This is a genomic window from Paraburkholderia caffeinilytica, assembly GCF_046030355.1.
GTDB classification, from domain to species: Bacteria; Pseudomonadota; Gammaproteobacteria; order Burkholderiales; family Burkholderiaceae; genus Paraburkholderia; species Paraburkholderia caffeinilytica_B.
Window position 1 is genome coordinate 18689 of the sequence record NZ_JAQQCQ010000012.1, and the last position, 25215, is coordinate 43903.

Annotated in this window: 20 protein-coding genes and 1 riboswitch; of the genes, 11 read left to right on the forward strand and 9 right to left on the reverse strand. The window is 64.4% G+C overall.

Annotated elements, in window-relative coordinates:
• The first annotated feature begins 104 nt into the window (after positions 1–104).
• Together PQQ95_RS18990 and PQQ95_RS18995 are read left to right on the forward strand one after the other, a co-directional pair.
• Positions 105–995, forward strand: coding sequence for a LysR family transcriptional regulator (locus PQQ95_RS18990; protein WP_408439177.1), 891 nt, complete (start codon positions 105–107; stop codon positions 993–995).
• Positions 996–1170: 175 nt separating this feature from the next.
• On the forward strand, positions 1171–1983 hold the full coding sequence (locus PQQ95_RS18995; RefSeq protein WP_408439179.1) for a helix-turn-helix transcriptional regulator: 813 nt from the start codon (positions 1171–1173) through the stop codon (positions 1981–1983).
• 79 nt (positions 1984–2062) lie between these two features.
• Here the strand turns inward: PQQ95_RS18995 and PQQ95_RS19000 are convergent, their stop codons facing one another.
• A complete protein-coding gene (locus PQQ95_RS19000; RefSeq protein ID WP_408439181.1) occupies positions 2063–3004 on the reverse strand; it encodes a LysR family transcriptional regulator in 942 nt (313 codons plus the stop codon).
• Positions 3005–3230: 226 nt separating this feature from the next.
• On the opposite strand from PQQ95_RS19000, the gene PQQ95_RS19005 reads away from it, so the two are divergent.
• From PQQ95_RS19005 to PQQ95_RS19015, 3 genes are all read left to right on the forward strand, one after another.
• A complete protein-coding gene (locus PQQ95_RS19005) occupies positions 3231–4427 on the forward strand; it encodes an amino acid aminotransferase (RefSeq protein WP_408439183.1) in 1197 nt (398 codons plus the stop codon).
• 83 nt (positions 4428–4510) lie between these two features.
• Complete coding sequence (locus tag PQQ95_RS19010; RefSeq protein WP_408439186.1) at positions 4511–5302, forward strand: class II aldolase/adducin family protein; 792 nt, start codon at positions 4511–4513, stop codon at positions 5300–5302.
• Positions 5303–5390: 88 nt separating this feature from the next.
• A complete protein-coding gene (locus PQQ95_RS19015) occupies positions 5391–6374 on the forward strand; it encodes a 2-dehydropantoate 2-reductase (protein WP_408439188.1) in 984 nt (327 codons plus the stop codon).
• Positions 6375–6449: 75 nt separating this feature from the next.
• Here the strand turns inward: PQQ95_RS19015 and PQQ95_RS19020 are convergent, their stop codons facing one another.
• From PQQ95_RS19020 to PQQ95_RS19035, 4 genes are all read right to left on the reverse strand, one after another.
• Positions 6450–6641: a hypothetical protein gene (locus tag PQQ95_RS19020; protein WP_054035384.1), complete on the reverse strand. Its 192-nt coding sequence runs from the start codon at positions 6639–6641 to the stop codon at positions 6450–6452.
• Positions 6642–6659: 18 nt separating this feature from the next.
• Complete coding sequence (locus tag PQQ95_RS19025; protein WP_408439191.1) at positions 6660–8384, reverse strand: FAD-dependent oxidoreductase; 1725 nt, start codon at positions 8382–8384, stop codon at positions 6660–6662.
• Between the two features lie 322 nt (positions 8385–8706).
• Positions 8707–10659: an AI-2E family transporter gene (locus tag PQQ95_RS19030; protein ID WP_408439194.1), complete on the reverse strand. Its 1953-nt coding sequence runs from the start codon at positions 10657–10659 to the stop codon at positions 8707–8709.
• 135 nt (positions 10660–10794) lie between these two features.
• Entirely contained in the window at positions 10795–12075 is a 1281-nt protein-coding gene (locus tag PQQ95_RS19035; protein WP_408439197.1) for a DUF445 domain-containing protein, read from the reverse strand.
• A gap of 194 nt (positions 12076–12269) precedes the next feature.
• Here PQQ95_RS19035 and PQQ95_RS19040 point away from each other — a divergent pair, with 194 nt between their 5' ends.
• From PQQ95_RS19040 to PQQ95_RS19050, 3 genes are read left to right on the forward strand one after another with little or no spacing between them, the layout of a single operon-like run.
• Entirely contained in the window at positions 12270–13412 is a 1143-nt protein-coding gene (locus tag PQQ95_RS19040; RefSeq protein WP_408439200.1) for a metallophosphoesterase family protein, read from the forward strand.
• Positions 13409–16033, forward strand: a complete 2625-nt coding sequence (locus tag PQQ95_RS19045; protein WP_408439201.1) for an AAA family ATPase — start codon at positions 13409–13411, stop codon at positions 16031–16033. The genes PQQ95_RS19040 and PQQ95_RS19045 overlap by 4 nt, the downstream gene beginning before the upstream one ends.
• A gap of 44 nt (positions 16034–16077) precedes the next feature.
• Positions 16078–16905 (forward strand): alpha/beta hydrolase, encoded by an 828-nt coding sequence (locus PQQ95_RS19050; RefSeq protein WP_408439204.1) that lies wholly within the window; start codon positions 16078–16080, stop codon positions 16903–16905.
• 89 nt (positions 16906–16994) lie between these two features.
• Here PQQ95_RS19050 and cobJ read toward each other — a convergent pair whose 3' ends face one another.
• From cobJ to cobG, 4 genes are read right to left on the reverse strand one after another with little or no spacing between them, the layout of a single operon-like run.
• A complete protein-coding gene (gene cobJ, locus PQQ95_RS19055) occupies positions 16995–18827 on the reverse strand; it encodes a precorrin-3B C(17)-methyltransferase (protein WP_408439207.1) in 1833 nt (610 codons plus the stop codon).
• Positions 18815–19546, reverse strand: coding sequence for a precorrin-2 C(20)-methyltransferase (locus PQQ95_RS19060; protein WP_408439210.1), 732 nt, complete (start codon positions 19544–19546; stop codon positions 18815–18817). Before PQQ95_RS19060 ends, cobJ begins: the two co-directional genes overlap by 13 nt.
• Positions 19547–20173 carry a precorrin-8X methylmutase gene (locus PQQ95_RS19065; protein WP_408439211.1) on the reverse strand — a complete coding sequence of 209 codons (627 nt, stop codon included), beginning with the start codon at positions 20171–20173 and terminating at the stop codon, positions 19547–19549.
• On the reverse strand, positions 20166–21719 hold the full coding sequence (gene cobG, locus PQQ95_RS19070; protein ID WP_408439214.1) for a precorrin-3B synthase: 1554 nt from the start codon (positions 21717–21719) through the stop codon (positions 20166–20168). The genes PQQ95_RS19065 and cobG overlap by 8 nt, the downstream gene beginning before the upstream one ends.
• 84 nt (positions 21720–21803) lie before the next feature.
• Positions 21804–21982: riboswitch (cobalamin riboswitch) on the reverse strand.
• Between the two features lie 84 nt (positions 21983–22066).
• On the opposite strand from cobG, the gene cbiE reads away from it, so the two are divergent.
• From cbiE to PQQ95_RS19085, 3 genes are read left to right on the forward strand one after another with little or no spacing between them, the layout of a single operon-like run.
• Positions 22067–23404 carry a precorrin-6y C5,15-methyltransferase (decarboxylating) subunit CbiE gene (gene cbiE, locus PQQ95_RS19075; RefSeq protein WP_408439217.1) on the forward strand — a complete coding sequence of 446 codons (1338 nt, stop codon included), beginning with the start codon at positions 22067–22069 and terminating at the stop codon, positions 23402–23404.
• Positions 23404–24492: a cobalt-precorrin-5B (C(1))-methyltransferase gene (locus tag PQQ95_RS19080; RefSeq protein WP_408439220.1), complete on the forward strand. Its 1089-nt coding sequence runs from the start codon at positions 23404–23406 to the stop codon at positions 24490–24492. Before cbiE ends, PQQ95_RS19080 begins: the two co-directional genes overlap by 1 nt.
• Complete coding sequence (locus PQQ95_RS19085) at positions 24489–25211, forward strand: cobalt-precorrin-6A reductase (RefSeq protein WP_408439222.1); 723 nt, start codon at positions 24489–24491, stop codon at positions 25209–25211. The genes PQQ95_RS19080 and PQQ95_RS19085 overlap by 4 nt, the downstream gene beginning before the upstream one ends.
• The last annotated feature ends 4 nt before the right edge of the window (positions 25212–25215 follow it).

Here is a 25215-nt window from a genome sequence, read left to right on the forward strand (position 1 = left end):
TCGGGCCGGTCTAAAGTGAAGTTGAATCGATGCTACTCTCACGTCTGGCAAATACAATTCTCATGAAATTGGATACATCCTCACGATAAACGGGAGAATCGCCGATGGATGCATTGCGCGATCTGGAGGCCTTGGTGGCGATTGTCGAAGAGGGCAGTCTGACGAACGCCGCGCGCCGGCTTGGGCGATCGTTGCAGGCCGTCAGCCGGTCGCTTCAGGTGCTCGAGCGGGCGCACGGATCGACCTTGATCGTGCGAACCACCCGGACTTCGCAGCCGAGCGAAGCCGGCATGCGTTTTTACGAACGAGTCAAAGGTGCGCTGACTGAACTCGAATTGGCGCGCACGGAACTCGCCGAGGAATTGCACCGGCTCACCGGGCGTTTGCGCATCAATGCGCCCACGCTGTTCGGCCCGAAATTCGTCGCACCGCTCGCCGCGGAGTTTTTGCAGCGCCATCCGCACCTGGCGTTGTCGCTCGATCTGAGCGACGAGTATCGCGATCCGGCTGAGAGCGGCGCGGATGTGACGATCCGCATTGGCGAAACGCCTGATTCACGGCTGGTGGCGCGACGGATCGGCACGCTTCGGCGGGTGGTCTTCGCGGCGCCGGATTATCTTGCCGAACGCGGCAGGCCGTCCCATCCACGGGATCTGGCGAAACATGACTGTGTCGTTCGAACGGGCGTGCCGCATCCCGGGCGGTGGGTGTTTACGTCGGCCGACGGCAACGAGATTGCGGTGAGCGTGGCGGGCCGTTTTGACAGCAACCAGGTGGCTGCGGTGAATGCCGGTGTGCTGGGCGGCATGGGGATCGGGGTGGCGGCTTTCTGGCAGATCGAGGAATGGGTGGAGGCAGGACGGGTTGAAGTTTTGCTGGCGGATTTCCTGCTGACACCGTTGCCATTGCATGCAATGTGGCCGAGGACGCGGCGGTTGCCACAGAGAACACGGCTGCTGGTCGATTTTCTGGCCGTCAAGTTGGGGGCATTGTAGTTTTATCGACGGTTATCGGTGGCAGCGGGGAGGGGCACGGGTCCGGGCGGCGTGCGCGGATTTCGCCGTGCACGCGGAGTAGCATCAGGCGCGAAGGAGGTGCGATGCAAGCGTAATGCGCCATTGTGCTACGCTTGTCAGACCGAACCCCACGTACCGTGACCTCGCCATCATCATGCGTTCCTGGCGCATCTCCACTCCGGCCCGCAGCGGGCACATCAACACGTCGCGTGTTACCGACCTCGTCATGTCGATCTCGCATGCCGACCCGGACGCGCTTGCTGCAAGCATTCTGAAAACCGTTGGCGACACGCTTCCCGTTGCGCAGTGCACGATTTTCGCGTACGAATTCGACGCAAGGCCACGCACCGTCTCTGCCGCCGACCATCGCGGCGGACGCTTTCTCCGTGATGTCGCCGACCGCTACGCCACGCACTTTTATGCGTTCGACGGCAACCGCGCCATCATCGGCCGTCCTCAAGCGAAACAGACGCGCGAGGCGTTGGTGTTGCATCAGCAGCAAAGCGAAGAAATCGAAAACGAAGCCTATCGTGCGGCCTGCTACGCGCAGCCCAACGTGTCCGACCGGCTATCGTTGCTTTTACAACCGATGGAAAGTGTCTGGCTGTCGATCAATCTCTATCGTGACAGCGCATACGGCATGTTTCAGCCAGGCGAACTGGAGCATGTGGAAAGCGTCGCGCATCTGTTCGCGCACGCAGCAAAAAGCCATTACGCGCTCAATGGGCAGTATCAGCAGGGGACCGCGGCCACGATGCTGGCGCGAGTCAGACGCGCCTGCCCGGCGCTTACGTCGCGCGAAATCGATGTGCTGCGTGGCACGCTCGAAGGCGCAAGCGCCACCGAGATCGCCGAGCAGATGGGCGTCAAGGCCAGCAGCGTGATTACCTATCAGAAGCGTGCTTATGCGCGGCTGGGAATCTCCAGCCAGCGTCAGCTGTTCGCGCTATGTCTGCTGCCTGAGTGATCCTGATCCGGTGGGCCGACGTTGCGCCCGTGGATGGGCGGCGATGCAACCGCAGCGCCATTGAACCCGCTTCGAAAATTCATCCGCGTTTCGCGCGCGCATCGGTCTGCGTCTCACGATCCCAGCGCTTCAGCCATGGCATGATGAATTCCACGAATCCGTCCGCCGGCGGCGACAGCGCACGCTCGGTCGAACGATACACGCACACGTCACGAATCGTTTCGGGATCGACGATCCGCTTCATCACCAGCCCGAAAGTTCGTGCGAGTGGCGCGACATAGGCGGGCGCGAGCGTCACGGCAAGCCCCTGTGAAGCCAGCCCGAACGCCGTCGTGACGTTGTCCACCACGTCCACCGGAATGATGCGCGCCTCCACCGGCAGATTCGCCAGCATCTGTTCGACTGCGCGCTCGTGATCGCGGCCCGTGGCAACAATCGGCACGCCGCGCAGATGCTGCCACTGCACCCGGCGCCGTACGTTCAACGGATGCGTCGGCGCGCACCACATGACCCACGGACTCGCGAAGGCCGGATCGCACCGCACTCGCGTGCCGCTCTGACGATCCGGGCCGATTGCGAGATCCACGTCGCCGCTTTCCACGCGCTCCACCAACTGTTCGACCACGGTGTCGCAAATGCGCACGACCACCTTCGGTTTGTCGCGTGCATATTCCGCGATGGCGGCCGGCAGCGCGGTCGCCGCGAGCACCAGCGGTGCGCCGACGCGCACGATGCCGGCCGCGCGATTGCGGATGTCGTCGGCGGATTGGGCGGCGGCGCGCACATAGCGCAACACCGACTCGGCCGACGACAGAAAATCCTGTCCCGCGCTCGACAGATTGACGCGCCGCGTGGTCCGGTCGAAGAGGCGAAAGCCCAATTCTGTTTCCAGTTCAGCCAGCAACTGGCTGACCGCCGACGAGGTCAGCCCGAGCCGTTCCGCCGCCGCGCCGATGCTGTGCAAATCGACAATGGCGAGAAACGCTTCGAACTGACGGATGGTGACGCGTGTGAGTGGCATCAGGCGATTCTAAAGAAAAACTTACTAATCGTGAAAAATCGATTGATTGTGTGCGGCGAGCCCTTGGCCGACACTCGTCCTCATCGACGCGAAGCTGGAAACCCGCTTAGACTTCCGTCTCGCCCACGCGGCTATGACTGGGCTGCATCAATCCACCTCAGGGTAAACGCAGGCCAGCATCAGGTCACCAGCAGGCCACATGCTGGGCTCCACTCAAGGAATTGCCATGTTTGACCACATTCCCGCCTATCCGGGCGACCCGATTCTGAGCCTGAACGAGGACTTTCAACTCGATCCGCGGCCCAACAAGGTCAACCTGAGCATCGGCATCTATTTCGACGACGCCGGCAAGCTGCCGGTGATGGACGCCGTACGGCGCGCCGAAACCGCGCTGCTCGATTCGATCGGCCCGCGCTCCTACCTGCCGATGGCGGGCCTGCCGCTCTACCGCGACGCAGCCCAGGCGCTGGTGTTCGGCGCGGACAACGAAGCGCGTGCCGCGGGACGGATCGCGACCTTGCAGACCATCGGCGGTTCGGGCGCGTTGAAAGTCGGCGCGGATTTTCTGAAGCGCTATTTCCCGGCGTCGCAGATGTGGATCAGCGATCCGAGCTGGGAAAACCATCGCGTGGTGTTCGAAGGCGCGGGCCTCACGGTCAACACGTATCCGTATTACGACGAACACACCGGCGGCTTGCGGTTCGCTGACATGCTCGACACGATCAGCCGCTTGCCGGAACAGAGCATCGTGCTGCTGCACGCCTGCTGCCACAACCCGACCGGCGTCGATCTGAGCCCGGCGCAATGGGCGGAACTGGTGCCGGTATTGCAGCGCCGCAACCTGATTGCATTCGTCGACATGGCGTATCAGGGATTCGGTGCAGGTCTTGAGGAAGACGCCGCCTGCGTGCGTCTGCTCGCCGATGCAGGCGTGCCCTTGATCGCCGCCAATTCGTTTTCGAAGAACTTCTCGCTGTACGGCGAGCGCTGCGGTGCATTGAGCGTGGTGTGCAAGAGCAAGGAAGAGGCGGCTCGCGTGCTCGGTCAATTGATGTCGACGGTGCGCGCCAACTACAGCAATCCACCGACGCATGGCGCGCGGCTCGTTGCCAACGTGCTGTCCGACGCGTCCTTGCGTGCGTCGTGGGAAGCGGAACTCGCTGCCATGCGCGACCGGATTCTCGCGATGCGCGGCACGATTCACGAGGGGCTTGCCGGCCGCGTCGATGAAGTGATGCGCGCGCGTTACGTCGCGCAGCGCGGCATGTTCACGTACACCGGGTTGAGCGAAGCCCAGGTCGAGCGTTTGCGTAGCGAATACGCGGTGTATGTGCTGCGGTCGGGACGCATGTGCGTGGCCGGATTGAACGCGCGCAACGCGGGCTACGTGGCGTCGTCGATCGCGGCGGTGGTGGGCGCATAACGGCTCTTAACCGCAACGGCCAACGCAACGAATGCAAAAGCCAAACGTAACGAACATAGCGAACGATAAAAACGGAGACCCTGATGACGACTCTTGAAATGCAGCCGGCGAACCCCGCGAAGGCCGCCTCGATGCATCCCGACGAATGGCAGGCGCGTGTGCAACTGGCCGCGTGCTATCGCATCTTCGACATGCTCGGCTGGACCGAGATGATCTACAACCACATCACGTTGCGCGTGCCGTCGAGCGTGAGCGGCGGCGAGCGGCACTTCCTGATCAATCCGTTCGGTCTGCACTACAGCGAAGTGACGGCGAGCAATCTCGTGAAGATCGACGCACAAGGACGCGTGCTCGACAACTCGCCGTATCCGGTCAATCCCGCGGGTTTCGTCGTGCATGCGGCGATTCACGAAGGGTTGGCCGACGCGCACTGCGTGATGCACACGCACACCACGGCCGGCGTCGCGGTGGCCTGCCTCGAAAACGGGCTGGAGCAAACCAACTTCTATAGCGCGCAATTGCACGACCGCATCGCGTATCACGACTTCGAAGGCATCACGGTGCATGCGGAAGAAGGGCCGCGTCTGCTCGATCATATCGGCAACAGGCAGGCGGTGATCTTGCGCAACCACGGCCTGCTTGCATGGGGCCATACGTTGCCGCAGACTTTCGCTATTCTGTGGACGCTCAACCGCGCGTGCGAAATCCAGATGGCCACGTTCTCGATGGGCCGCGCAAGGCCGGTGCCGGAAGCGGTGGCAATCCGCTGCTCGCGCGACTCGTTGCAGTTCGACCCGCGTCACGGTGCCGGGCAGGACGTGTTCGACGCGCTGGTGCGGCGCGTGGATCGCATGGACGCGAGCTATAAGGATTAAGGCGAGGATTAAAGCAAGGATTAACGCGAGGATCGGCGCGAGGATTAAAGCAAAGATTGACCCGGGAATTAACGCAAGGATTGAAGCAATGAAAGTAGGCATCTACGGTGCAGGCGCAATCGGCGGCTGGATGGGGGTGAAGCTCGCGCAGGCCGGCCACGGCGTGAGCGTGGTGGCGCGCGGCGCGACACTCAGTGCGTTGCAGCAGAATGGCTTGCGTCTGATCGAAGGCGGCGTGACGCACACCGTGAAGGTGAAGGCGAGCGACCAGCCGGCGGACCTCGGCGTGCAGGATCTCGTCGTGGTGGCGGTGAAGGGGCCGGCAATGGCGTCGGTGGCCGCGCATATCGCACCGCTGCTGAACCCGCAGACGATTGTGCTGACAGCGATGAACGGCGTGCCCTGGTGGTTCTGCGACGGACTCGGCAGTGATTTCGCCGGCAAGCGGTTGAAGTCGATCGATCCTGACGGTGCGATCGCCGCCGCGATTCCCACCGCGCAAACGGTGGGCTGCGTGGTGCATGCCAGTTGTCTGATCGAATCGCCGGGCGTCATCCGGCATCATCAAGGCAATGGGCTGATTATCGGCGAGGCGTCCGGCCAATCGAGCGAACGCGTTAACACGCTCACCGCCGCGCTCAGCGCAGCGGGCTTCAATGCATCGATGTCGGCGCAGATTCAGCGCGACGTCTGGTACAAGCTGTGGGGCAACATGACCATGAATCCGATCAGCGCCATCACCGGCGCCACCACCGACCGGATTCTCAGCGACGAACTGGTGCGCAGCTTTGTCACGAGCATCATGCTGGAAGCGAAGGAGATCGGGGCGCGCTTCGGTATTCCGATCGATCAGGCGCCGGAGGACCGCCACGAGGTGACGCTCAAACTCGGCGCGATGAAAACCTCGATGCTGCAGGACGTGCAAGCAGGCAAGGCGGTCGAACTCGATGCACTGGTGGCCGCGGTGCGTGAACTGGGGCAGCTTACCGATGTGCCGACGCCATACACGGATGCATTGCTCGGGCTCGCGCGCCTGCATGCGAGCACGTTGGGGTTGTATCCCCGGCAGTAAACGTAGCTCTGAACGGAGGCCGCCCCGTGCGATCAACGGGGCGGTTTTTTTGTCGTACGTACTGGGCTTTCCGAATCACGCAGTCACTGCGGACGAGGCGGGCAGCTTCGCCGCCTCGATCAACGACAAGGCTCGCTGCGTATCGCCGAGTTCCGTCATGCACAGCAGCGCAAGGCGGGCCAGATATAAAGACGCTTGCGCTTCGCCTTCGGCGGTCAGCGTTTTGCAGAGCGTCGTGTAGACGAGGTCGAGTTCGCTATCGGTCATGGTGTGAGTCCTCTTGCGTCAATTCGTCAGACTGGCCGTCACGGCGCTTTGTACGTTCGTCGCGTTGCCGTTGCGCCAGCGGGCAAGCACGTGACCGTCCGGCCTGATCAGATAGACGGTGCCCGGCGTGGCGTCGAGCATTTCGTGCAGGTGTCCCGCCGGATCGACCACATGCGGGCTGGCGGCGCGCGGCGCATCGCCCGTGACCAGCGTGACCGCTTTGAACGGAATGCTGTGTTCGCCGAGTGCATGGTGCAATTGCTGCCACGCTTCGTCTTGCGCCGTGTCTGCGCCGAAGCGCAGTGCAGTGAAGCATGGCCCAAGCAGATCGGTGAGATGGATATCGACTGTTTCGCCGTCGCACATGCGTTGAAGGCGGCACTCCGGCAGTACCGTGCCTGGCGCCGGACCTTTGGCGAACGCGCCCGATGCAGCGGCGGCGACCCGATTGAGCGGCGACTGGGCATACGCAATCGCATGCGTCTGTCGCGGATTGATCAGAGGCCGCACGGCGGGATGACGTTCGGCAAGTCCTAGCACGGCGCTGCGCATCAGGTCGAACGCGAACGAGGGCGGCGCCATGAATTCCGTGCTCTTCATCCCATAGCTCAGATTTTCACGCGCCGCGTACACGCGCTCGTCGCTGTAGCTGTCGAGCAGACGGTCCGACGCCATGCCGTTGACCACGCAAGCAAGTTTCCAGCCGAGATTGTCGGCGTCGTCGATGCCGGAATTCGCGCCGCGCACGCCGAAAATAGGCACGAGATGCGCGGCGTCGCCCGCGAACAGCACCGAGCCATGGCGGTAGCGTTCGAGCGTCAACGCGTTGGCCTTGTAGACGGTGATCCAGATCGGCGACCATTCGCCGGTTTCGCCCATCGAATCGAGCACGCTCTGCACGCGTGGCATCACGTTTTCAGGCTTGACCGCGGCCTCGGGGTCTTCATCGTCACGAAGCTGGTAGTCGATGCGCCAGACGTTGTCCGGCTGCTTGTGCACCAGCACCGTCGAGCCGGGATTGGAGGGCGGATCGAAATAGGCTAGGCGTTCCGTGGCGCGCCCGCTCTTCAGTTCGATATCGACGATCACGTAACGGCCTTCGTACGTGGTGCCGGTGAGCTTGAGGCCGAGTGCCTCGCGAATCGTGCTGCGGCCGCCATCGCACGCGACGACCCAATCCGCGTGCATTTTCCATGCGGTGTCGCCGGTGCTGAGATCGAGCGTTGCGCCGGCGGTGCTGTTGTCGTTGCCGGTAAGTTGTTCGATACCGGTCACGCGGGTTTGCCAGCGGATGTCGATCAGATCGGCGTGCTGTTCCACTTCGTCGAGCAGCAACTGCTCGATCTGATACTGCGCGATGTTGATCATCGGCGGCAGCGACTGCTCGTCGTCCTGATGCATGGTGAAGCGGAATACTTCGGCATCGCGATAGAAGCTGCGGCCGCCTGTCCATGGCAGGCCCTTTTGCAGGAAACCGTGCACGGCGCCCAGGCGTTTGAAAATCTCCAGGCTGCGGCGCGAGATGCAGATCGCGCGGCTGCCGGTGCAGACGCCGTCGTCGGCCTCGATCAGCACGGAGCGTACGCCCTGGCGAGCCAGCGCGAGCGCCAAAGTCATGCCTACCGGACCGCCGCCGACAATCGCTACGGCGCGCCGCACAGGGTCACGCCCGTCGACTAGCGGCGGCACCGCGCCCGCATAGTGACGCGGCGTGAATGGATAGGGTTTGAAACTGCGGCTCATGCGTGTCTCCTGAATCTCCGTTGCCGATGGATTGCCCGCCGTGGCTTGAGTGCGCTCTAAAGGCGGTGCGAATCGATAGGTGGAGTATGAAGGAGGGGTGGCGCGTGCCTGTCCTCATTTTGGGTACAAGACAAGGGCATTCCGGCGGTCTGAGTCAGGTTTTACGCGCGCTGGGCCGGGTATTAGGCGCTCGGAACTCGCTTGGCGGACCTTGCAGGTCGCCGCGTCGCAGATTCGCAAATAGAAAGGCCGCAGGGCGCTTACGCACGGAACTGCACCCCACGGCTTTTCTGATCCGCGCATGCAGACCGCGCAAACCTGCCTAATCCGCCCCGGCAGCATGCGACGGCTGCCGCGTGTGCAGCAGGCTCGCTGCCGCCTGACATTCCTCGATCATCGCGCGGAACGTCGGCGCCGCGTGCGAAGCCCCGGTCGCGCCCATTTCCGGGCCGCCTTCCGCTGCGCCGCCCACGCCCACGACCAGCGTCGCCCTCGGCCGCCATTCCCGCGTACGCCGCAGCATGTTGCGCAGATACGGCGGCGACTCCGGCGCGTCGAGCGAGATGATGCAGATGACCGGTGCGTCCTTGAAGCTCGGTTCGTCGGCATGTGCGCTGCGATAACCCGAGTGCGTAGCCATCAACGGCGCGAGCCCTTGGCGCCCAAGCAATTGCACGGCAATCGCGACGGTGACTTCGTCGAATGCGCCGCGTCCGGGCACGCACAGCACCGAGGTCTTTTCGTTTTCATGGCGCAGCTGCGGATGCGCCGAAAGCTGCCCTTCGTGGCGCTCCGAAAGATCAGCTGAAGCCGAAGCCAATAGCGCCTCAGCGGCGTCGGCCGATTCGGTGCGCGACAGGCGATCCGGCAGTCCGTCGGCGACTTCCAGGTTTTCGACGATATCGACCAGCACATTATTGATTCGCGCCAGTTGCTCAGGCATCAGCACGCCGCGCATCGCGTCGTTGCGCGCGAGCTTGAGGCCCTCCAGCGCGACCTTGTCGTAGTAATCGATCAGCGACATCTCGCGCAGCAGGCGCTCGGCCTGCACGATGGCTTCATGCGGATCGTCCGCCAGCAGCCGCTGATAGAAGTTCTGCGCGGGTGTGAGCGCGGGCTGATCGCCTAGCAACACGGTGAGGAAGTTCAGACGGTCGGCATAACGGCCGAGCGTGACGACGCACAGCGTGAGCGGCGTGGACAGCACGAGGCCGATCGGCCCCCACAGCCAGCTCCAGAAAATCGCCGCCACGACCACCGCCAGCGGCGACAACCCCGAGCGGTGGCCATACAGCAGCGGCTCGGCAATCTGCCCGGCCACCACATCGACGACGATGAACAGGATCAGCGTATAGACCGCCATGGTCCATTGCGGCTGGATGGCGGCGGCGAGAAACACGGCGAGGATCGCGGCGATCCAGATGCCGATGTACGGCACGAAGCGCAGCAACGCCGCAATCACGCCGAACAGCAGCGCCCCCGGCACGCCGATGATCGCAAGGCCGATTGCGATGATCCCGCCCGCGCTGAGGTTCACGCCCAGTTGCGCGACGAAATAGCGGCTCAGCCGTACCGCGGCGTCGTTGATCGCCGTGGTGGTGCGGTGCAGATCGCGCGAGCCGAAAAGACTGATCAAACGGTCGCGCAGATCTTCGCGCTGCAGCAGGATGAAGATCGTGACAACCAGCACGATAAAAGTCGTTTCGATCGGCGCGATGGCCGGCGACAGCGCGCGTTGAGCAAGCTGCATCGGCGTGGGCGACGGCTCGTGCACCTCGACGGGCGTCGGCACGGCGGGCGCATTGCGCGCCGCCCGCCCCGTGAGGCGCGGCGGGCTCGGCTTGCTCGGCGCCACGCGTTGCAGCGTGGCGGCGGCGCGGCTCATCAGCGAATCGGCCCGGCCGACGGTTTTCTCCTGCACCGTCTCGATCTTCTGCTCGATCGCCACCTGATACTGCGGCAGATCGCCCGCCAGTTGCACGAGTTGCGCGCCGATCAGGCCGCCGACGGCCAGCAAGGTGGCGAGGGCGAACAGCACCGCGATGAAGATCGACGGCAACTGACCCATGTGCAAGCGCCGCAACGCCTGCACCAGCGGTGCGAGCAGAAAGCTGAGCAGCACGGAGAGCGTGATCGGGATCAACACCGCGCGGCCGAAGTACAGTGCGCAGACCACCACGACGCCGGTGATGACCGAGGCCAACCCATGCAGGCTGGGCGTGCCCGGCGGGTATACGCGGTTCGGCCGCCCGGGCGGCGGTAACGATATTTTCATGAACAGACTTCTCGATGGTGTGGCGCTGTCGCTTTACTGAGGGTTCGCGCGGATGGACCGGCGGCAGCCAGGTAAAGCGCCCAGCAATTCATATGCCCGGATTGTAGGCGCTTTGACAGGCGGTGGCCGTATTCCTCAGCCCATGTGCAAACGCAACAGCTCGAACAGTTGCGAACTTGCATACAGCAGCAAGCCGATAAAGCCGCCCACAATCGTTCCGTTGATGCGGATGTACTGCAAATCCTTGCCAATGTTCAGCTCGATTTGCCGCGACATCTCGCGCGCATCCCAATTCTTCACTGTATCGCTGATGTGGCGTGTGAGGAACTGGGCGAAATCCGGCGCCATGGCGCGCGCGGTCTCTTCCAGGTGGTCGTTCAGCGACTCACGCAACGCGGGATCGTGCGCCAGTTCGCGGCCTACCCATTGACCCATCGCCATCACTCTGGCGTGCAGGGCCGAATCGCTGCTTTGCAGATCGCGTTTGAGCCATGCGCGCAATTCGCCCCACATGTCTTTCACATAGGTGCTGAGGGCTTCGCCTTCCACCAGATAACGCTTCAGCTCCTCGCCTTTCTGCAGGAACGCCGGATCGCTCCTGAGTTTGACGATCAGGTTCTGCGCCGCGTCGTCGAATTTCTGACGCAACTGATGAGCGGGATTCTCGCTGATCTGCTCGAGCATCCGGTTCACCGCGTTGGCGATCGCTTCGGCGCCTTTTTCGCCGAGCCACGCCGAGGGCAGGATCATCTCCATCTTCGGATATTCGCTCTTCACCCACTCGACGATGCGCTCGGCGATAAACTCGCGCGCCTGCGGTTCGCGCAACAGCGCCACGACCTGTTCGATGCCGGCGTCGAGCAGTTCCTGATGACGGCCGTCCTTGGTGAGGGTGTCGAGAATCGCGCCCATGGATTGCGACAGATCGACTTTGGCCAGCACGTCGCGCAGCGCGTCCTTGATAAAGACCTGGATGCGCACGTCGTCGGTCAGTTCGAGAATGCCTCCCGTCAGTTTGACCACGTAGTCCCCCAGACGCGCGGTGTTGGCCGGCTTCGTCAGCCAGCCGGTGATGCTTTGCGCCGGGTCGTGTTTCTGGATCAGGCCGACCAGCGACGGCACGTCCAGAAACTTGTCCTGCACGAATACCGCGAGGTTGTCGGCGATCTTGTGCTTGTTCTTCGGAATGATCGCCGTGTGCGCCGAGACGATCGGGATCGGCACGCGGCGAAACAGGGCGACCACGGCGAACCAGTCGGCGAGCGCGCCGACCATGGCCGCTTCGGCCACTGCCTTGACGCCGTCCACCCAGAAACCGCGCGGCATGAAAGCGGTCACGAGGAAAACGCAGGCGGCGGCCGCCAGCAGCAGCAACGGGGTGCGCTTGGCCTTCTTCAGTTCGGTCTCTTTGTTCATCGGCAGCAGGGCAGCGAGGTTCGATTCGAGTGAAATAGGGGGGGCAGTTGGGGTGTTCGCCCGGAAACGCGAGTGTAGCGCCGCTATTCCGGCCGTGTGGCGCCGGCTTGGGACATTCTTTGACCCGCAGGCGCGGTAACATGAGCGCCGAATGAACATCGAGCGACGATGCAATTGAACGGAATGGAGGCACAGTGATCAGGTTTCTGCACACCGCGGACTGGCAGATCGGCACGCAATTCGGCCAGTTCGAGCCGGACGAAGCCGCGCATCTCGCCCAGGCGCGTTTCGACACCGTCCGCCGGATCGCCGAGGAAGCGGCGGCGCGCAAGGTCGACGCCGTGCTCGTGGCCGGCGACGTATTCGACCTGCAGACCGTGTCGGACACCGTGATCCGCCGGTTGTTCGGCGCGCTGCAGGCGTTTTCCGGCCCGTGGGTCATGCTGCCCGGCAATCACGATGCCGCGCTGGTCGAGAGCGTCTGGACCCGTGCGCAGCGCCTGAACTGCATTGCGCCGAATGTGCGGGTCGTGCTCGAACCCGGCGTGGTGACGCTCGACGCCTGCGCCTGCGCATTGCTCTGCGCGCCGCTCACGCAACGCATCACCTACGACGACACGACTGGCTTCTTCGACACGACGGAAACGCCGCCAGGCTATCACCGGATCGGGCTCGCGCACGGCAGCGTAAGCGGGATTCTGCAGGAGGGCATAGATTCGTCGAACCCGATCGCCCCGACGCGTGCCGCAAGCGCGCGGCTGGACTATCTCGCGCTGGGGGACTGGCACGGCCATTTGCGCGTCGACGAACGCACCTGGTATGCCGGCACGCACGAGCAGGATCGTTTTCGCGCCAACGACCCGGGCTTCATGCTCGACGTCACGCTGACCGAACCCGGCGCCGTGGCCGCCGTCGAGGCGGTGCGGGTCGGTCAATATCAATGGCATCGCTGGGACGAGACGATTGCGGTACCGACCGACGTCGATTCGCTCAAGACGCGCCTTGGCGCATTGGGCAATCACGACGTGCTGCGGATCACGGTAAGCGGCACGACGGCGCTGGCCGAGGCCGAAGCGATTCACGTCGCAGTGGAAGAGACTCGCGCGCGGGTGCGCGCGTTGCGCGTCGACCTGAGTGGCCTGCAAGTGCTGCCCACCGCCGACGACCTCGCCGAACTCGGCGCGCAAAGCGGCTACCTCGCGAAGGTGGTGGCGCGTCTGCGAGGCATGCAGGAGGACCCGCAATCCGACCCGCAGCAGGTCAAGCGCGCCGCGGAGGCATTGCTGCTTCTGGCGCGCTTTCAACGTGAACTGCCGCGCGAAGCGAGGTCCGCATGAAGCTGGAAAGTATCGCGATTCAGGAGTTCAAGCAGTTCACCGGGCGGCTCGTTATCGACGATCTGCAACCCGGACTCAATCTGTTTACCGGCCCGAACGAGGCCGGCAAAAGCACGATTGCCGAAGCCGTGCGAGCGGTGTTCCTCGAGCGTTACAAAGCTTCGCATCTGAAAGACCTGCTGCCGTGGGGCAAGGCGAGTGGACAGCCGTCGGTTGAAGTGACGTTCGATATGGACGGCACAGCGTGCAGACTCTCCAAGCAGTTCGTCACCCGGCAGCGCTGCGAGTTGAAGATCGGCCAGACGGTGTTCGGCGAAGATGAAGCGGAAGACAAGTTGGCCGCGTTGCTCGGCTTTTCGCGCGCCGCGCGTGGGCCGCTGAAAGCGGAAAACGCCGGCGTCCCCGGGTTGTTGTGGGTGCAACAAGGCGGCACACAGGAAATGCGCGATTCCACGGGCCACGCGGCGCAGTATCTGCGTGATGCGTTGTCGCAACTGTCGGGCGGCAATGAATCGGCGGGTGAAGATGCACTGATCGCGGCGGTGCAGAGTGAGCTTCGGCAATTGCTCACGGCGCGCACGCAGAAGTCCACCGGGCCGTTGGCTGAGGCGGAGCAGGCGTTGGCGGCGCTGATGGTGGAGCGCGACGACCTGGAGCAGCAGCGTCAGCAGTTCGACGAAAACATCGGGCGGCTTGCCACGCAGCAGGAAGCCTTCGAGGACGCGCAACGCAAGCGCCCCTGGGAGCTTCACGAGCAGAAGGCCGTGCAGGCGCAACAGCGCGCCGATGCAGCGGCGGAACTCGAGCGCAGCCTTCAGGGACTGGCCCAATCGCTGAAATTGAGCGATGCGGAACTGGCGCTGTCGGTGCAGCAGGAACAGGCCGCAACGGAACTGGAAGCGGCCGTCGCGCGTGAGCGGCAACAACTCGACGCCGCGCGCGCCAACGTGTCGGCGGTACAGAACGAACATGCGCAGGTTCAGGCGAGTGTGGCGCAATTCGAGCAGGTTTACGCCGATGCCAGCCGCGCGCAAGAGCTGGCGAACGCGGCTGTCACCGCGGGCGATCTGCGCAGCCAGATTGCACTGCATCGCACCGAGAGCGAGCGGCTCGACGCGGCGATTGCAGCCGCCGGCAAGGCGAACGAGGCCGTGCTGGAAGCGACGCGCGCGGCAGCGGCGGTTGAAATCGACGGGGCGCAATTGAAGCAGCTTCAATCGCTCGACGCTGAATTGACCGTGCTGCGTGCGCGGACCGAAGCGGCGATGACGCGCATCGAGTACCGGTTGAATGGTGCGATCACCGTCGGCGACGTGAAGGTGAGCGGCGAGGGCGTGCTGCGGCTCGACGAGGAGAAGCTGATCGGTCTGGGCGAACTCGGCGAGTTGCGCGTGATCCCAGGCGTTTCCGATCTGCCGGCGCGGTTGTCTGAGCTGGCATCGCTGGAAGCGAAGCATGCGCAGCTGTTGCAGGCGCTGGGCGTAGCATCGCTCGGGGAGGCCGAGGCGAGGCACGAGCAGTGGAAGACGCTGGTCGAACAGCAGAAAAGCCAGGCGAAGATTCTCGACGTGCATGCGCCGCAGGGTATCGACGCGCTGCGGGCCGCGTTGGCGTCCGCGGATGCACGGTTGCAATCGGCGAATGGACGGCTTGCAGCCTTGCCCGATGTCTCCGCCGCGCAGCCGCTCGACGAGGCTCGCCGCAACGCCGACATCGCACGTGATGCGCTGGACGCAGCCAGGAAGGTATTGGCGCAAGCGGCGGAAAAGCGCTCGACCGCTACGGCCACGATGGAATCGCTCGCCGCCCAACTCCAGCGTAAGGAAGCGCAACTCGGCGACGAAGCGTTCTGCCGCAACCGCGCGCAGTGGCAGACGAAAATTGTCGAGCAGCGCGTGCAGGTCGAGGCATTGAAGAAACAGCTCGAAGGAAGATCACGCGAACTGGAGGCGGCGCGTCTCGACGATCCAGCGGCCGAGGCGAAGCGCTATCGTGCGTCGGCGGAACTCGCGCGTAATGAGCAGCACACGCGGCAACTGCGGATCGCCGAGTTGCGCAGTCAGCTTGAGACGGTGGGCGCGTCGGGGCTGGGGGATCGTCTTGCGACGGTTAAGGCGTCGGTGGAACAGGCCACGCGCCGCAAGGACGAGCTCAGCTTGCGGGCGAGCGCCTTGAGTCTGCTGGACGAAGTGCTCGTCGACGAGCGCGACGCGGCGGTGGCGCAATTGCGTGCGCCGTTGACCGAACGGCTCGGGCACTATCTGAAGCGAATTTTCCCGCAGTCGACGATTGCGCTCGGCGACGATCTGAGTCCGGCGACCTTGGACCGTTATGGTCGCGCGGATACGCTCGATGCGTTGAGCTTCGGCACGCGGGAGCAGCTCGGCATTCTGACGCGGCTGGCGTATGCGGATCTGTTGAAAGCGTCGGGCCGTCCCACCTTGCTAATGCTCGACGATGCAGCCGTGCATACCGACGCGACGCGGCGCGATGCGATCAAGCGCGCGTTGATCGACGCGGCTACGCGGCACCAGATTCTGGTGTTCACGTGCCATCCTGAGCTCTGGGACGATCTGGGTGTCAGGCAGCGGGCAATCGAGGATTTGAAGGTGGCGGCATAGGCGTCTGGCGACGCTTTGATTTCGTTGAATGACTCGGGAACGTCATGACTCAACTCTTTCGCGGCATGGATCAAGCGGCACTGCGTGCGGCTTACGACAACGTGGCGGCAGTGGCCGATGTCGCCGAGCGCATGCTCGGCTTTCAGGCGCGCAGCGCGGCGCTGTATGCCGCTGCGCCGTGCCGGCGGGACGTAGCTTATGGTCCGCAGCCCCGGCAACGTTTCGACTGGTTTCCGTGCGGGACGCTTGACGCGCCGATTTTCGTGTTCATACACGGCGGCTACTGGCAGGCGCGCAGCAAAGAGGATTTTGCGTTCGTCGCCAGTGGGCCGCTTGGGTGCGGCTTCAATGTCGTGCTCGCGGAATACACGTTGGCGCCAGAGGCGTCGATGACGCAGATCGTCGGCGAAATCGATGCGCTGCTGGCGGCGCTGGCGGCTGATCGTGAAGGGCTCGGCACGCGCGGTCCCGTTTGCCTTGCGGGGCATTCCGCGGGCGGGCAGTTGAGTGCGCTTTATCGCGCCCATGAGTCCGTCGTACATGCAATGCCGATCAGCGCATTGGTGGACCTGGAGCCGATTGCGATGTCGTGGCTCAACGAGAAGCTGCAGCTAACGCCGGCAGAGATCGCTGCTTATAGCCCGATGCGGCACATCGGCAAGGGTGTGCCGATGACGGTCAGCGTCGGCACGGCCGAGTTGCCGGAGCTGGTTCGGCATTCGGAGGAATACGTGGCGGCGTGCCGGCAAGCGGGCGAGCAGGTAGAGTTCGTGCCGCTCGCCGGATGTAATCACTTTACGATTCTTGAGGACCTCGCGCGGGCGGACGGCGTGCAAATGGGCGCGGTGGTGAGGGGGATGGGGCGAAAGTAATCCGCTGCGTCCGCTTTCTCGGCAAACAACGCGGGGCGCGTTTGCTGAGAGAACTTTTGCATCGAACGCGAGCGAAGCCCGAAAAGGGCTCACTCATACCACCTTGGCGTGTAAACCCATTCACCCCCGTCGACACCGTTAGCAAACGCGCGTGTCGTCGACGACCCCACGATCACCATCGTGCGCATATCCACATCCGACGAACGCAACTCACCGAGCGTGATCGTGCGCAGCGTGCTGCCAGGTCTGCCGATATCGCGGCCGAGTACCACTTTCGTCGCTGCGGCGCGGTATTCCCGCACGATATCCAGCGCCTTATCCAGTTGCCACGGCCGGGCGCGAGAGATCGGGTTGTAGAACGCCATCACCAGATCCGCTTCGGCCGCATGCCTGAGGCGCTTCTCGATGATGGTCCACGGTTTCAGATTGTCGGATAGCGACAGCATGCAGAAGTCATGGCCCAACGGGGCGCCGGCTTGTGCGGCCGTTGCCATGGCAGCGGACACGCCTGGCACGATCGCGAGTTGGACCGTGCGCCAGTCGGTGTTCGCTGAGCCGCCTTCTTCGAGCGCTTCAAGCACCGCGGCCGCCATTGCGAACACGCCAGGGTCTCCCGACGACACCATCACCACCGAACGCCCCGTGCTCGCGAGTTCGAACGCATGGCGCGCGCGCTGCATTTCTTCGCGATTGTCCGTGCCGTGTATGCGTTGGTCGGCGCGAAACGGGCCGGCCATTTTCACGTAGGTTTCGTAGCCGAGAATATCAGTGGCTTCGTTCAGCGCGGTTCGAGCGGCGGGCACCATCAGGTCGGCACTGCCGGGACCGAGGCCGATCACGCTCAAGCGGCCGCGGGGACGGCCAATCGTGTTCGGGTCGATGGCCAGGGCTGCCAACGCGAGTGCAATGCCTGCGTCCGCGTCGTCATGCAGGGTTTGATAAGGGACGCGTAGCGCGGCATGCAGCAAATTGCCCGGCGGTTCGCCGTCCTCGAGGCCTGGCTGAGCAAAACGCAGCGGCACGTTCAGGCTCGCAGCGGCATCGGCGAGCGCAGGATTCGCCATGTGTTCGGAAGAAGCCAGCAATGCGGCAAGCGAAAGTGGCGCGAGCCCGTGCGCGTCCAATGCCTCGCGCACAAGCGCGGCGATTCGCGCGCCTGAATCTGTCGGCGTATCTGAACTGGGATTTGCATTGAGGTCCGTGTTTGTAGAGGCGGGCGTGCCAGCATCGGCACCAGCATCGGAATCGGAACCAGCACCTTTATCCCCACCCGCCACGATCACTGCCGCCACCACACTCCGAGGATGTATCACCAACTCGTCATCGCGCCCGTCCCACGCACGCGGCGTCACCCGAATCGCGAGACGTGCCGATTCGGCGCGCGGCAATTGCGCATCATCGAGCCACGGCGCTTCGCCCTCGATGCGCGTGCTTTCGCCGGCCAGCAGATCTGAAACAAAACGCTTACCCTGCGCTAAATCAGCGAGCGCATAGCCTTCAGGCGGATTGAGTACACACGTTCCGAAGCGCAGTTCGCCACTCGTCGTAATGGCCGGCGGCACAGCCAACGCAGCCGCAATCTCACGCGCCATGACGTTGACGCCAGCCAGGCCGCCGAGCAACGGCACGACGGCGCTGCCATCTTCCGCAACGGCCAGCACCGGCGGCTCGACACCCTTGTTCGACAACAGTGGCGCGATGCAACGAATCACGATTCCGGCGGCGCACAACGCGATGATCGGCGTGCCGCGCGCATACAGATCACACAGATGCGCCCGGAGTTCCGTATACGAGACATCAGCCTCGACACGCCCTTGCAAGGCATGCACCTGGCAGCCTGCATACAGCGCCTGGATACGCCGCGCGGTCTCCAACGCACCCGCGCCGAGAATCACAATGGCGGGTGGCGTCAGCCTTGCCATTTTTCCCCCGGCACCACGAGCAGCGAAAAATACGGCGACGCCATCGGATCGACGTCGGCGAGCGGCACGATGCGCTGATTGCCCATCGTCGCGCGTTCGACGTAAAGCGCGCGATGCGCGAGCCCCAGCTCGCTTAGCACGCGCCGCACCTTATCGAAATTGCGACCGAGTTTCATGATGACCGCGGCGTCCGCATCGGCGAGACGCCGGCGCAGTTCGTCCTCGGGCAACACGCCGGAGAGCACCGACAAACTCTGATTGCGATATACCAATGGCGAACCGAGCACCGCTGCGCCGCCGAGCATCGAGCAGACGCCGGGCACGACTTCGGCCTCGAAACGCGCCGCGAGGCGGTCGTGCAGATACATGTACGAGCCGTAAAAAAACGGATCGCCCTCGCAAATCACCGCGACGTCGCGGCCCGCGTCGAGATGGCCGGCGACGACCTCCGCGGCGGTGTCGTAGAAGTCGGCGATGATCGCTTCATACGAAAGCGGCGGCTCGAGCGCTTCGGTCGTGACGGGATAAACGAGCGGCAGATGCTGCTGCGCGTCATGCAGATGCGCTTCGATGATGCTGAAGGCGTTGCCCTTTTTACCCTTCGCGACGAAATACGCGACCACGGGTGCCGCTTTCAGCAAACGCAGCGCTTTCAGGGTGATGAGTTCCGGGTCGCCGGGGCCGACGCCCAGTCCGAATAAACGTCCTTGCACGGTCATTTACTCGACCTCCGTTGTCAGCGCATTCACAGCGGCCGCGGCCATCGCACTGCCGCCGCGTCGACCGTGAACCACGACGTAGGGCACGCCGCGGCTGTCTTCAGCCAGCATCGCTTTTGATTCGGCCGCGCCGACAAAACCGACCGGAAAACCCAGGATCAGCGCAGGCTTCGGCGCACCGGCATCGAGCATATCGAGCAGATGAAAGAGGGCGGTCGGCGCGTTGCCGATCACGACGACGCTGCCTGCCAGATGCGGCCGCCATAATTCGAGCGCCGCTGCCGAGCGCGTATTGCCGAGTTCGCGCGCGAGCGCGGGCACGTCCTGATGCGTGAGCGTGCAGATCACGTCGTTGTTCGCGGGCAGTCGCGCGCGCGTGATGCCTTGCGCCACCATGCCGGCGTCGCACAGAACCGGCGCGCCTTGTGCCAGCGCCGTGCGGCCTGCGGTGCCCGCGCCGTCGGAAAACTGAAGATCGTCAATGACGTCGACCATGCCGCAGGCGTGGATCACGCGCACCGCGAGTTTCTCCAGGTCGGCAGGGATGCATGACAGGTCGGCTTCCGCACGTATCGTCGCGAAAGATTGGCGATAGATCTCCTGACCGTCGCGAATGTAATCAAGCATCTAAGGGGCTCCGGGCCGGGTGTGCCAGTGAGTCGAGCATGTCGGCGGCCTGTTCGATCGTGAGTTGGTGCGCGACGCACGAGCCGAAACCCGGCTGGCCGTCGCGTCGGTAAAGGTCGTAGCTGCCGGGCGCCGCGGCCAGCAGCGTGTACGGCGCGCAATGCGCGGCGGCGCATGAGCGCGGGCAACCGCTCAGATGGACCTCGATGCCGTCGGGCAGGCGATTCGCTAGAAGCCGCGCGTCGGCTTTGGTATCGGCGAGGCTTTTCGCGCAGCCTGTGGAGCCGGCGCAGGCGATCAGGCGTGCCATAGGCTGCGCGGGGTCGCAGGCGAGGCCTAGCGCGTTCATTTCAGCGAGCACGGTGGGCGCGGCCTTGGCCACGACATCGGGTAGCAGCACGCTTTGCCAGGGCGTCATGCGCAGCGTGCCGTTGCCATGCTGCTGCGAGAGCGTGGCGAGGCCGCGCAAGCTCGCGGTGTCGAGGCGTCCGAGCGGCGGTTGGCCGCCCACGTGCAGCAGGCCCACGACTCGCTGTGGGTGCGCGCCGAGCCGCAGCGTGGCATCGGCAAGTGTGTCGCGTTGCCAGTGGGCGAGCGACGTGTCGCGTGACAGCGGGAAATCGACATACGTTTGAGCGTGCTGCAATAGCGTGTCGACGGAATGCGTGGCAAGCAGGTGACGCATGCGCGTGGCATCTGGGGCGGCCAGATCGAGGAACGTGTGCAATAGCGCGCGGACAAGATCCGTGACGTGCGAAGGCAGCACGGCGGCGAGGGCGCCTGTGCCGTTCGGACAAGGATGATTGGCCGAGCCATGCGAGGCGACATGCGCGATATGCTGGAGGGTATCGGCATTCGCGCTTCGGTTTGCGCCTCGGTTCGCGTCGGCCATCACCGGCGGACAACCCGCCAATCCGACCACGAATCGCACACCGTCTTCAGCTTGTGTCGCCGCCAGCCAGACATCATGCGGATGATCGAGCCTCGCAAGGCGCTCACCCCCATCGAGCAGTAACGCGAATTTGGGCGATAGCGCCGCAAACCGCGCTTCCGTTTGCAGCGCGGTGAGCAGTTCGGTGCACAGCGCTCTCGTGTCGAATAGCGCACATGCATCGCGCCCGGCAGCCGGGCTCACCATCACGTTGCGAACGTCGTCTGCGGCGCCGGATCGAGACGCGTCTGAAGCGTTCGCCGAGGTCGTGGGCAACACGCTCGACGCATCCACCGCGCAGGTTGCCCCAAGCGGCCCGAGCCCCGCGTCGATCAACGCCGCGATCAACGCCGTTTCATGCCCGCTTTGCACACCGCGCACCTGCAGATTCGCACGATTGGTCAGTTCAACCACCCCGGCCGCATATCGCTCGCTGGCATCGGCAATCACCATGGCCTGCGCCGCGCTCAGCTCGCCGCCAGGCAATTTGATCCGGCATATCCCGCCGTCGCGCGCGGCGACAATCCGCAGCAGCCCCGGGCATGCGGAGGGCCGCAGCGCCTGGGCCGCGTCGGGTGAAACAGTGGAGGGCGAAGCTTGATTCAAGACGGACACCGGGTTGAGCGTCGCGCGACGGCCCGAGCGAGCCGCAAAGCGGCCCATGCTGCGGCATCGGTACACCCCGCCCGATGTAGGCTGGCACGAACAGTCTGGCCGGCAGGTCTCCTGGCTGGCAGGTCATGGTCCGCCGCGGCCTTCCCGGTCGAACCAGTGGCGCGGAGCGCAGGCGGACTCGCTGCATACAGTTGCGGGGGCAGCCACAGTGACACTGTGTTCCCTCTTCGGCCCCGAAGGGCACCGGCGGCTGTATTATGCCTTTTTTCGAACAGCACAACGAGGCTGGACGCTTTGACCGGCGTGGCACAGCGCATTATTTGAAGATACAGAATGAGGATGGATGCATGCCGGCGTGGCTGACCGTGGTGGGCATAGGCGATGACGGCTTCGCCGGCTTGGGGAGGCCCGCGCGGCGTGCTTTGCTGGAAGCGTCGGTGGTTTATGGCGGCGAACGTCATCTGGCGATGTTGCCTGCGCGTCTGGCCGCGCGTCGTGCGCCATGGCCCAGGCCGTTCGATCTCGCGCCTTTGCTGGCGGAGCGGAACGGGGCCGATGGGGCCGACGGGGCCATCTGTGTGCTGGCGAGTGGCGATCCGATGCTGTTCGGCGTCGGCTCGACCCTGGCGCGGCAGTTGCCGGCAGGCGAGATGCGGGTGCTGCCGGCGCCGTCGTCGTTGTCGCTGGCGGCCGCACGGCTGGGCTGGCCGTTGCAGGATGTCGCCACGGTTTCGCTGGTGGGGCGGCCGTTGTCGACGCTGCATGTTCATCTGCACGACGGCGCGCGCGTTTTCGTGCTGAGCGCGGATGGCCGCACGCCCGCAGCGCTGGCCGGCCTGCTGAACGCGCGCGGCTTCGGCGCAACACGGATGACCGTGCTGGAACACCTGGGCGGAAATCTTGAGCGGTGTATAGATGGCCGCGCGGATCAGTGGTCCGCGGGCGACGTGGCAGCGCTGAATCTGATTGCGCTTGAATGCCGTGCAACGGAGGGCGCCCCGCGTTTGCCGCTGACCTCCGGCTTGCCCGACGACGCCTTTCGCCACGACGGTCAGTTGACCAAACGCGACGTCCGTGCGATCACGCTGGCACGCCTCGCGCCGGCGCCGGGCGAATTGCTATGGGACGTGGGCGCGGGCAGTGGCTCGATCGGCATCGAATGGATGCGCGCGCATCCGGCTTGCCGCGCAATCGCAATCGAAGGGCACGCGGAGCGGCAGCGGTTCATCGAACACAATCGCGAGGCGTTAGGCGTGCCGGGTTTGCAACTGGTGGCCGGCCGCGCGCCTAATGCGCTGGAGGGCTTGCCTGTGCCGGATGCCGTGTTCATCGGCGGTGGCGTGACGGTGCCGGGCGTGCTCGACGCCTGCTGGGCGCGTTTGCGCGATGGCGGACGTCTGGTTGCCAATGCCGTGACCTTGCAAGGCGAGGCAGCCCTCGCGGCGTGGCGTGAGCAACACGGCGGCACCTTGACCCGCATCGCGCTGGCCGACGCCCAGCCGCTCGGTGGCTTCGATACGTGGCGCCAGGCGTTGCCGATTACCTTGCTGGAGGTCACGAAGCCGGCCAGCAGTGCTCATGGCACCTCCGGCATGAACAGCGCGCAAGACACGAACGGTATCTCGAGCAAGAGCGCGACATCCGGCACGTCGACCCGTTCAGCCGATTCATCACCCCACCCGTAATGCGCGAAGAAACACCCGAACAACCCGCGCCGCTGCGTAGCGGCTACACGACCGGCAGTTGCGCCACCGCGACGTCGCTTGCAGCCGCGCGTCTGTTGCTCGCGGGTATCGTCAGCGAGGTCGCGGAAATCGTGTTGCCGAAGGGACAACATGTGCCGATGCCGCTGGTGTTCTGCCGCCGCACCGCCGACGGCGCGGAAGCGGGCACGGTGAAAGACGCGGGCGACGACCCCGACGTCACGCACGGCGCGATCGTATTCGCTCGCGTGCGGCTGCGTGCCGAGCCCGGTGTGATCTTCCGTGCGGGGCCGGGCGTCGGCACGGTCACGCGCGCGGGCCTCGCGCTGCCGGTCGGCGAACCGGCGATCAATCCAGTCCCGCGCAAGATGATGACCGAGCATCTGACCGAGCTCGCAGCGGAACACGGATACGCGGGCGGCTTCGACGTGACGATCGGCGTCGAAGGCGGCGAAGCGCTCGCACTGAAAACGATGAACCCGCGTCTCGGCATTCTCGGCGGGCTGTCGATTCTCGGCACCACCGGCATCGTGCGGCCGTTCTCGTGCTCGGCCTATATCGCATCGATACATCAGGGTATCGACGTCGCACGTGCCAACGGTTACGTGCATCTCGCCGCCTGCACCGGCAACGCAAGCGAAGACGCGATGCGCGCGCATTACGGTCTGCCGGATATCGCGCTGATCGAAATGGGCGACTTCGTCGGCGCGGTGCTCAAGCATATGAAGCGTGCGCCGGTCGAGCGCCTGAGCGTGTGCGGCGGCTTCGGCAAACTCAGCAAGCTGGCAGCCGGGCATCTCGATCTGCATAGCCGGAATTCGAGCATCGATCTGGAGCGGCTGGCAGCCTGGGCCGCTGGGCACGGCGCGGACGATGCATTGCAGATGGCAATTCTCACCGCCAATACGAGCCAGCAGGCCGTTGCGTTGGCGCACGCGCAGAACGTGCCGCTCGGCGACATCGTCTGCCAGCATGCGCTTGCCGTCGCGCGCGAAATCGTGCCGCCGCAGGTTGCCGTCGAAATGTTCGCGATCGACCGCCAGGGCAATCTGATCGGGGTCGCGCAATGACAAGGATTCTGCTGCTCGGCGGCACCGGCGACGCCTTGCGGATCGCAAGACAGCTCGGTCCCGGACACGTGTACAGTCTCGCGGGCCTCGGCAAGGTGCCGGACGATCTGTCGTGCGAGGTGCGTGTGGGGGGCTTCGGCGGCAGCGCAGGTTTGGCGCGTTATATCGAAGATGAGTGCATCGGCCTTGTGATCGACGCGACGCATCCGTACGCCGCGCAGATCAGCGCGAACGCCGCGAAAGCGAGCCGTGCGGCGCGCGTACCGTGTTGGGCGCTGCGTCGCGAGAGCTGGCAGCCGCAAGCCGGCGACGACTGGCGCATGGTCGGCGATTGGGCCGAACTCACGGGCGCGCTTGCTTCGTTCAGGCGGCCGCTGTTCACGCTCGGCCGCGAACCGCTTGCGCATCTCGACGAAATTCCACCGCAGCAGTTCTGGACGGTACGCTGCCTCGACGCACACGAAACCCATCCCCGTGCGCGAATTCTGGCGATGCGCGGCCCGTTCACGCTCGAAGGCGAGCGAGCGCTGTTCAGCGCGGAAGCATTCGATGTCGTCGTCAGCAAAAACAGCGGCGGCAGCGCCACTGAAGCGAAACTCGACGTCGCGCGCGAACGTGGCTTGCCGGTCGTCATGCTGCGACGCCCTGAATTGCCCGCAGCCGATCGCGAGTTTGCACACGTGGCCGACTTGCTGGACGCATTGCAAGTCTCAGGTTAAATGG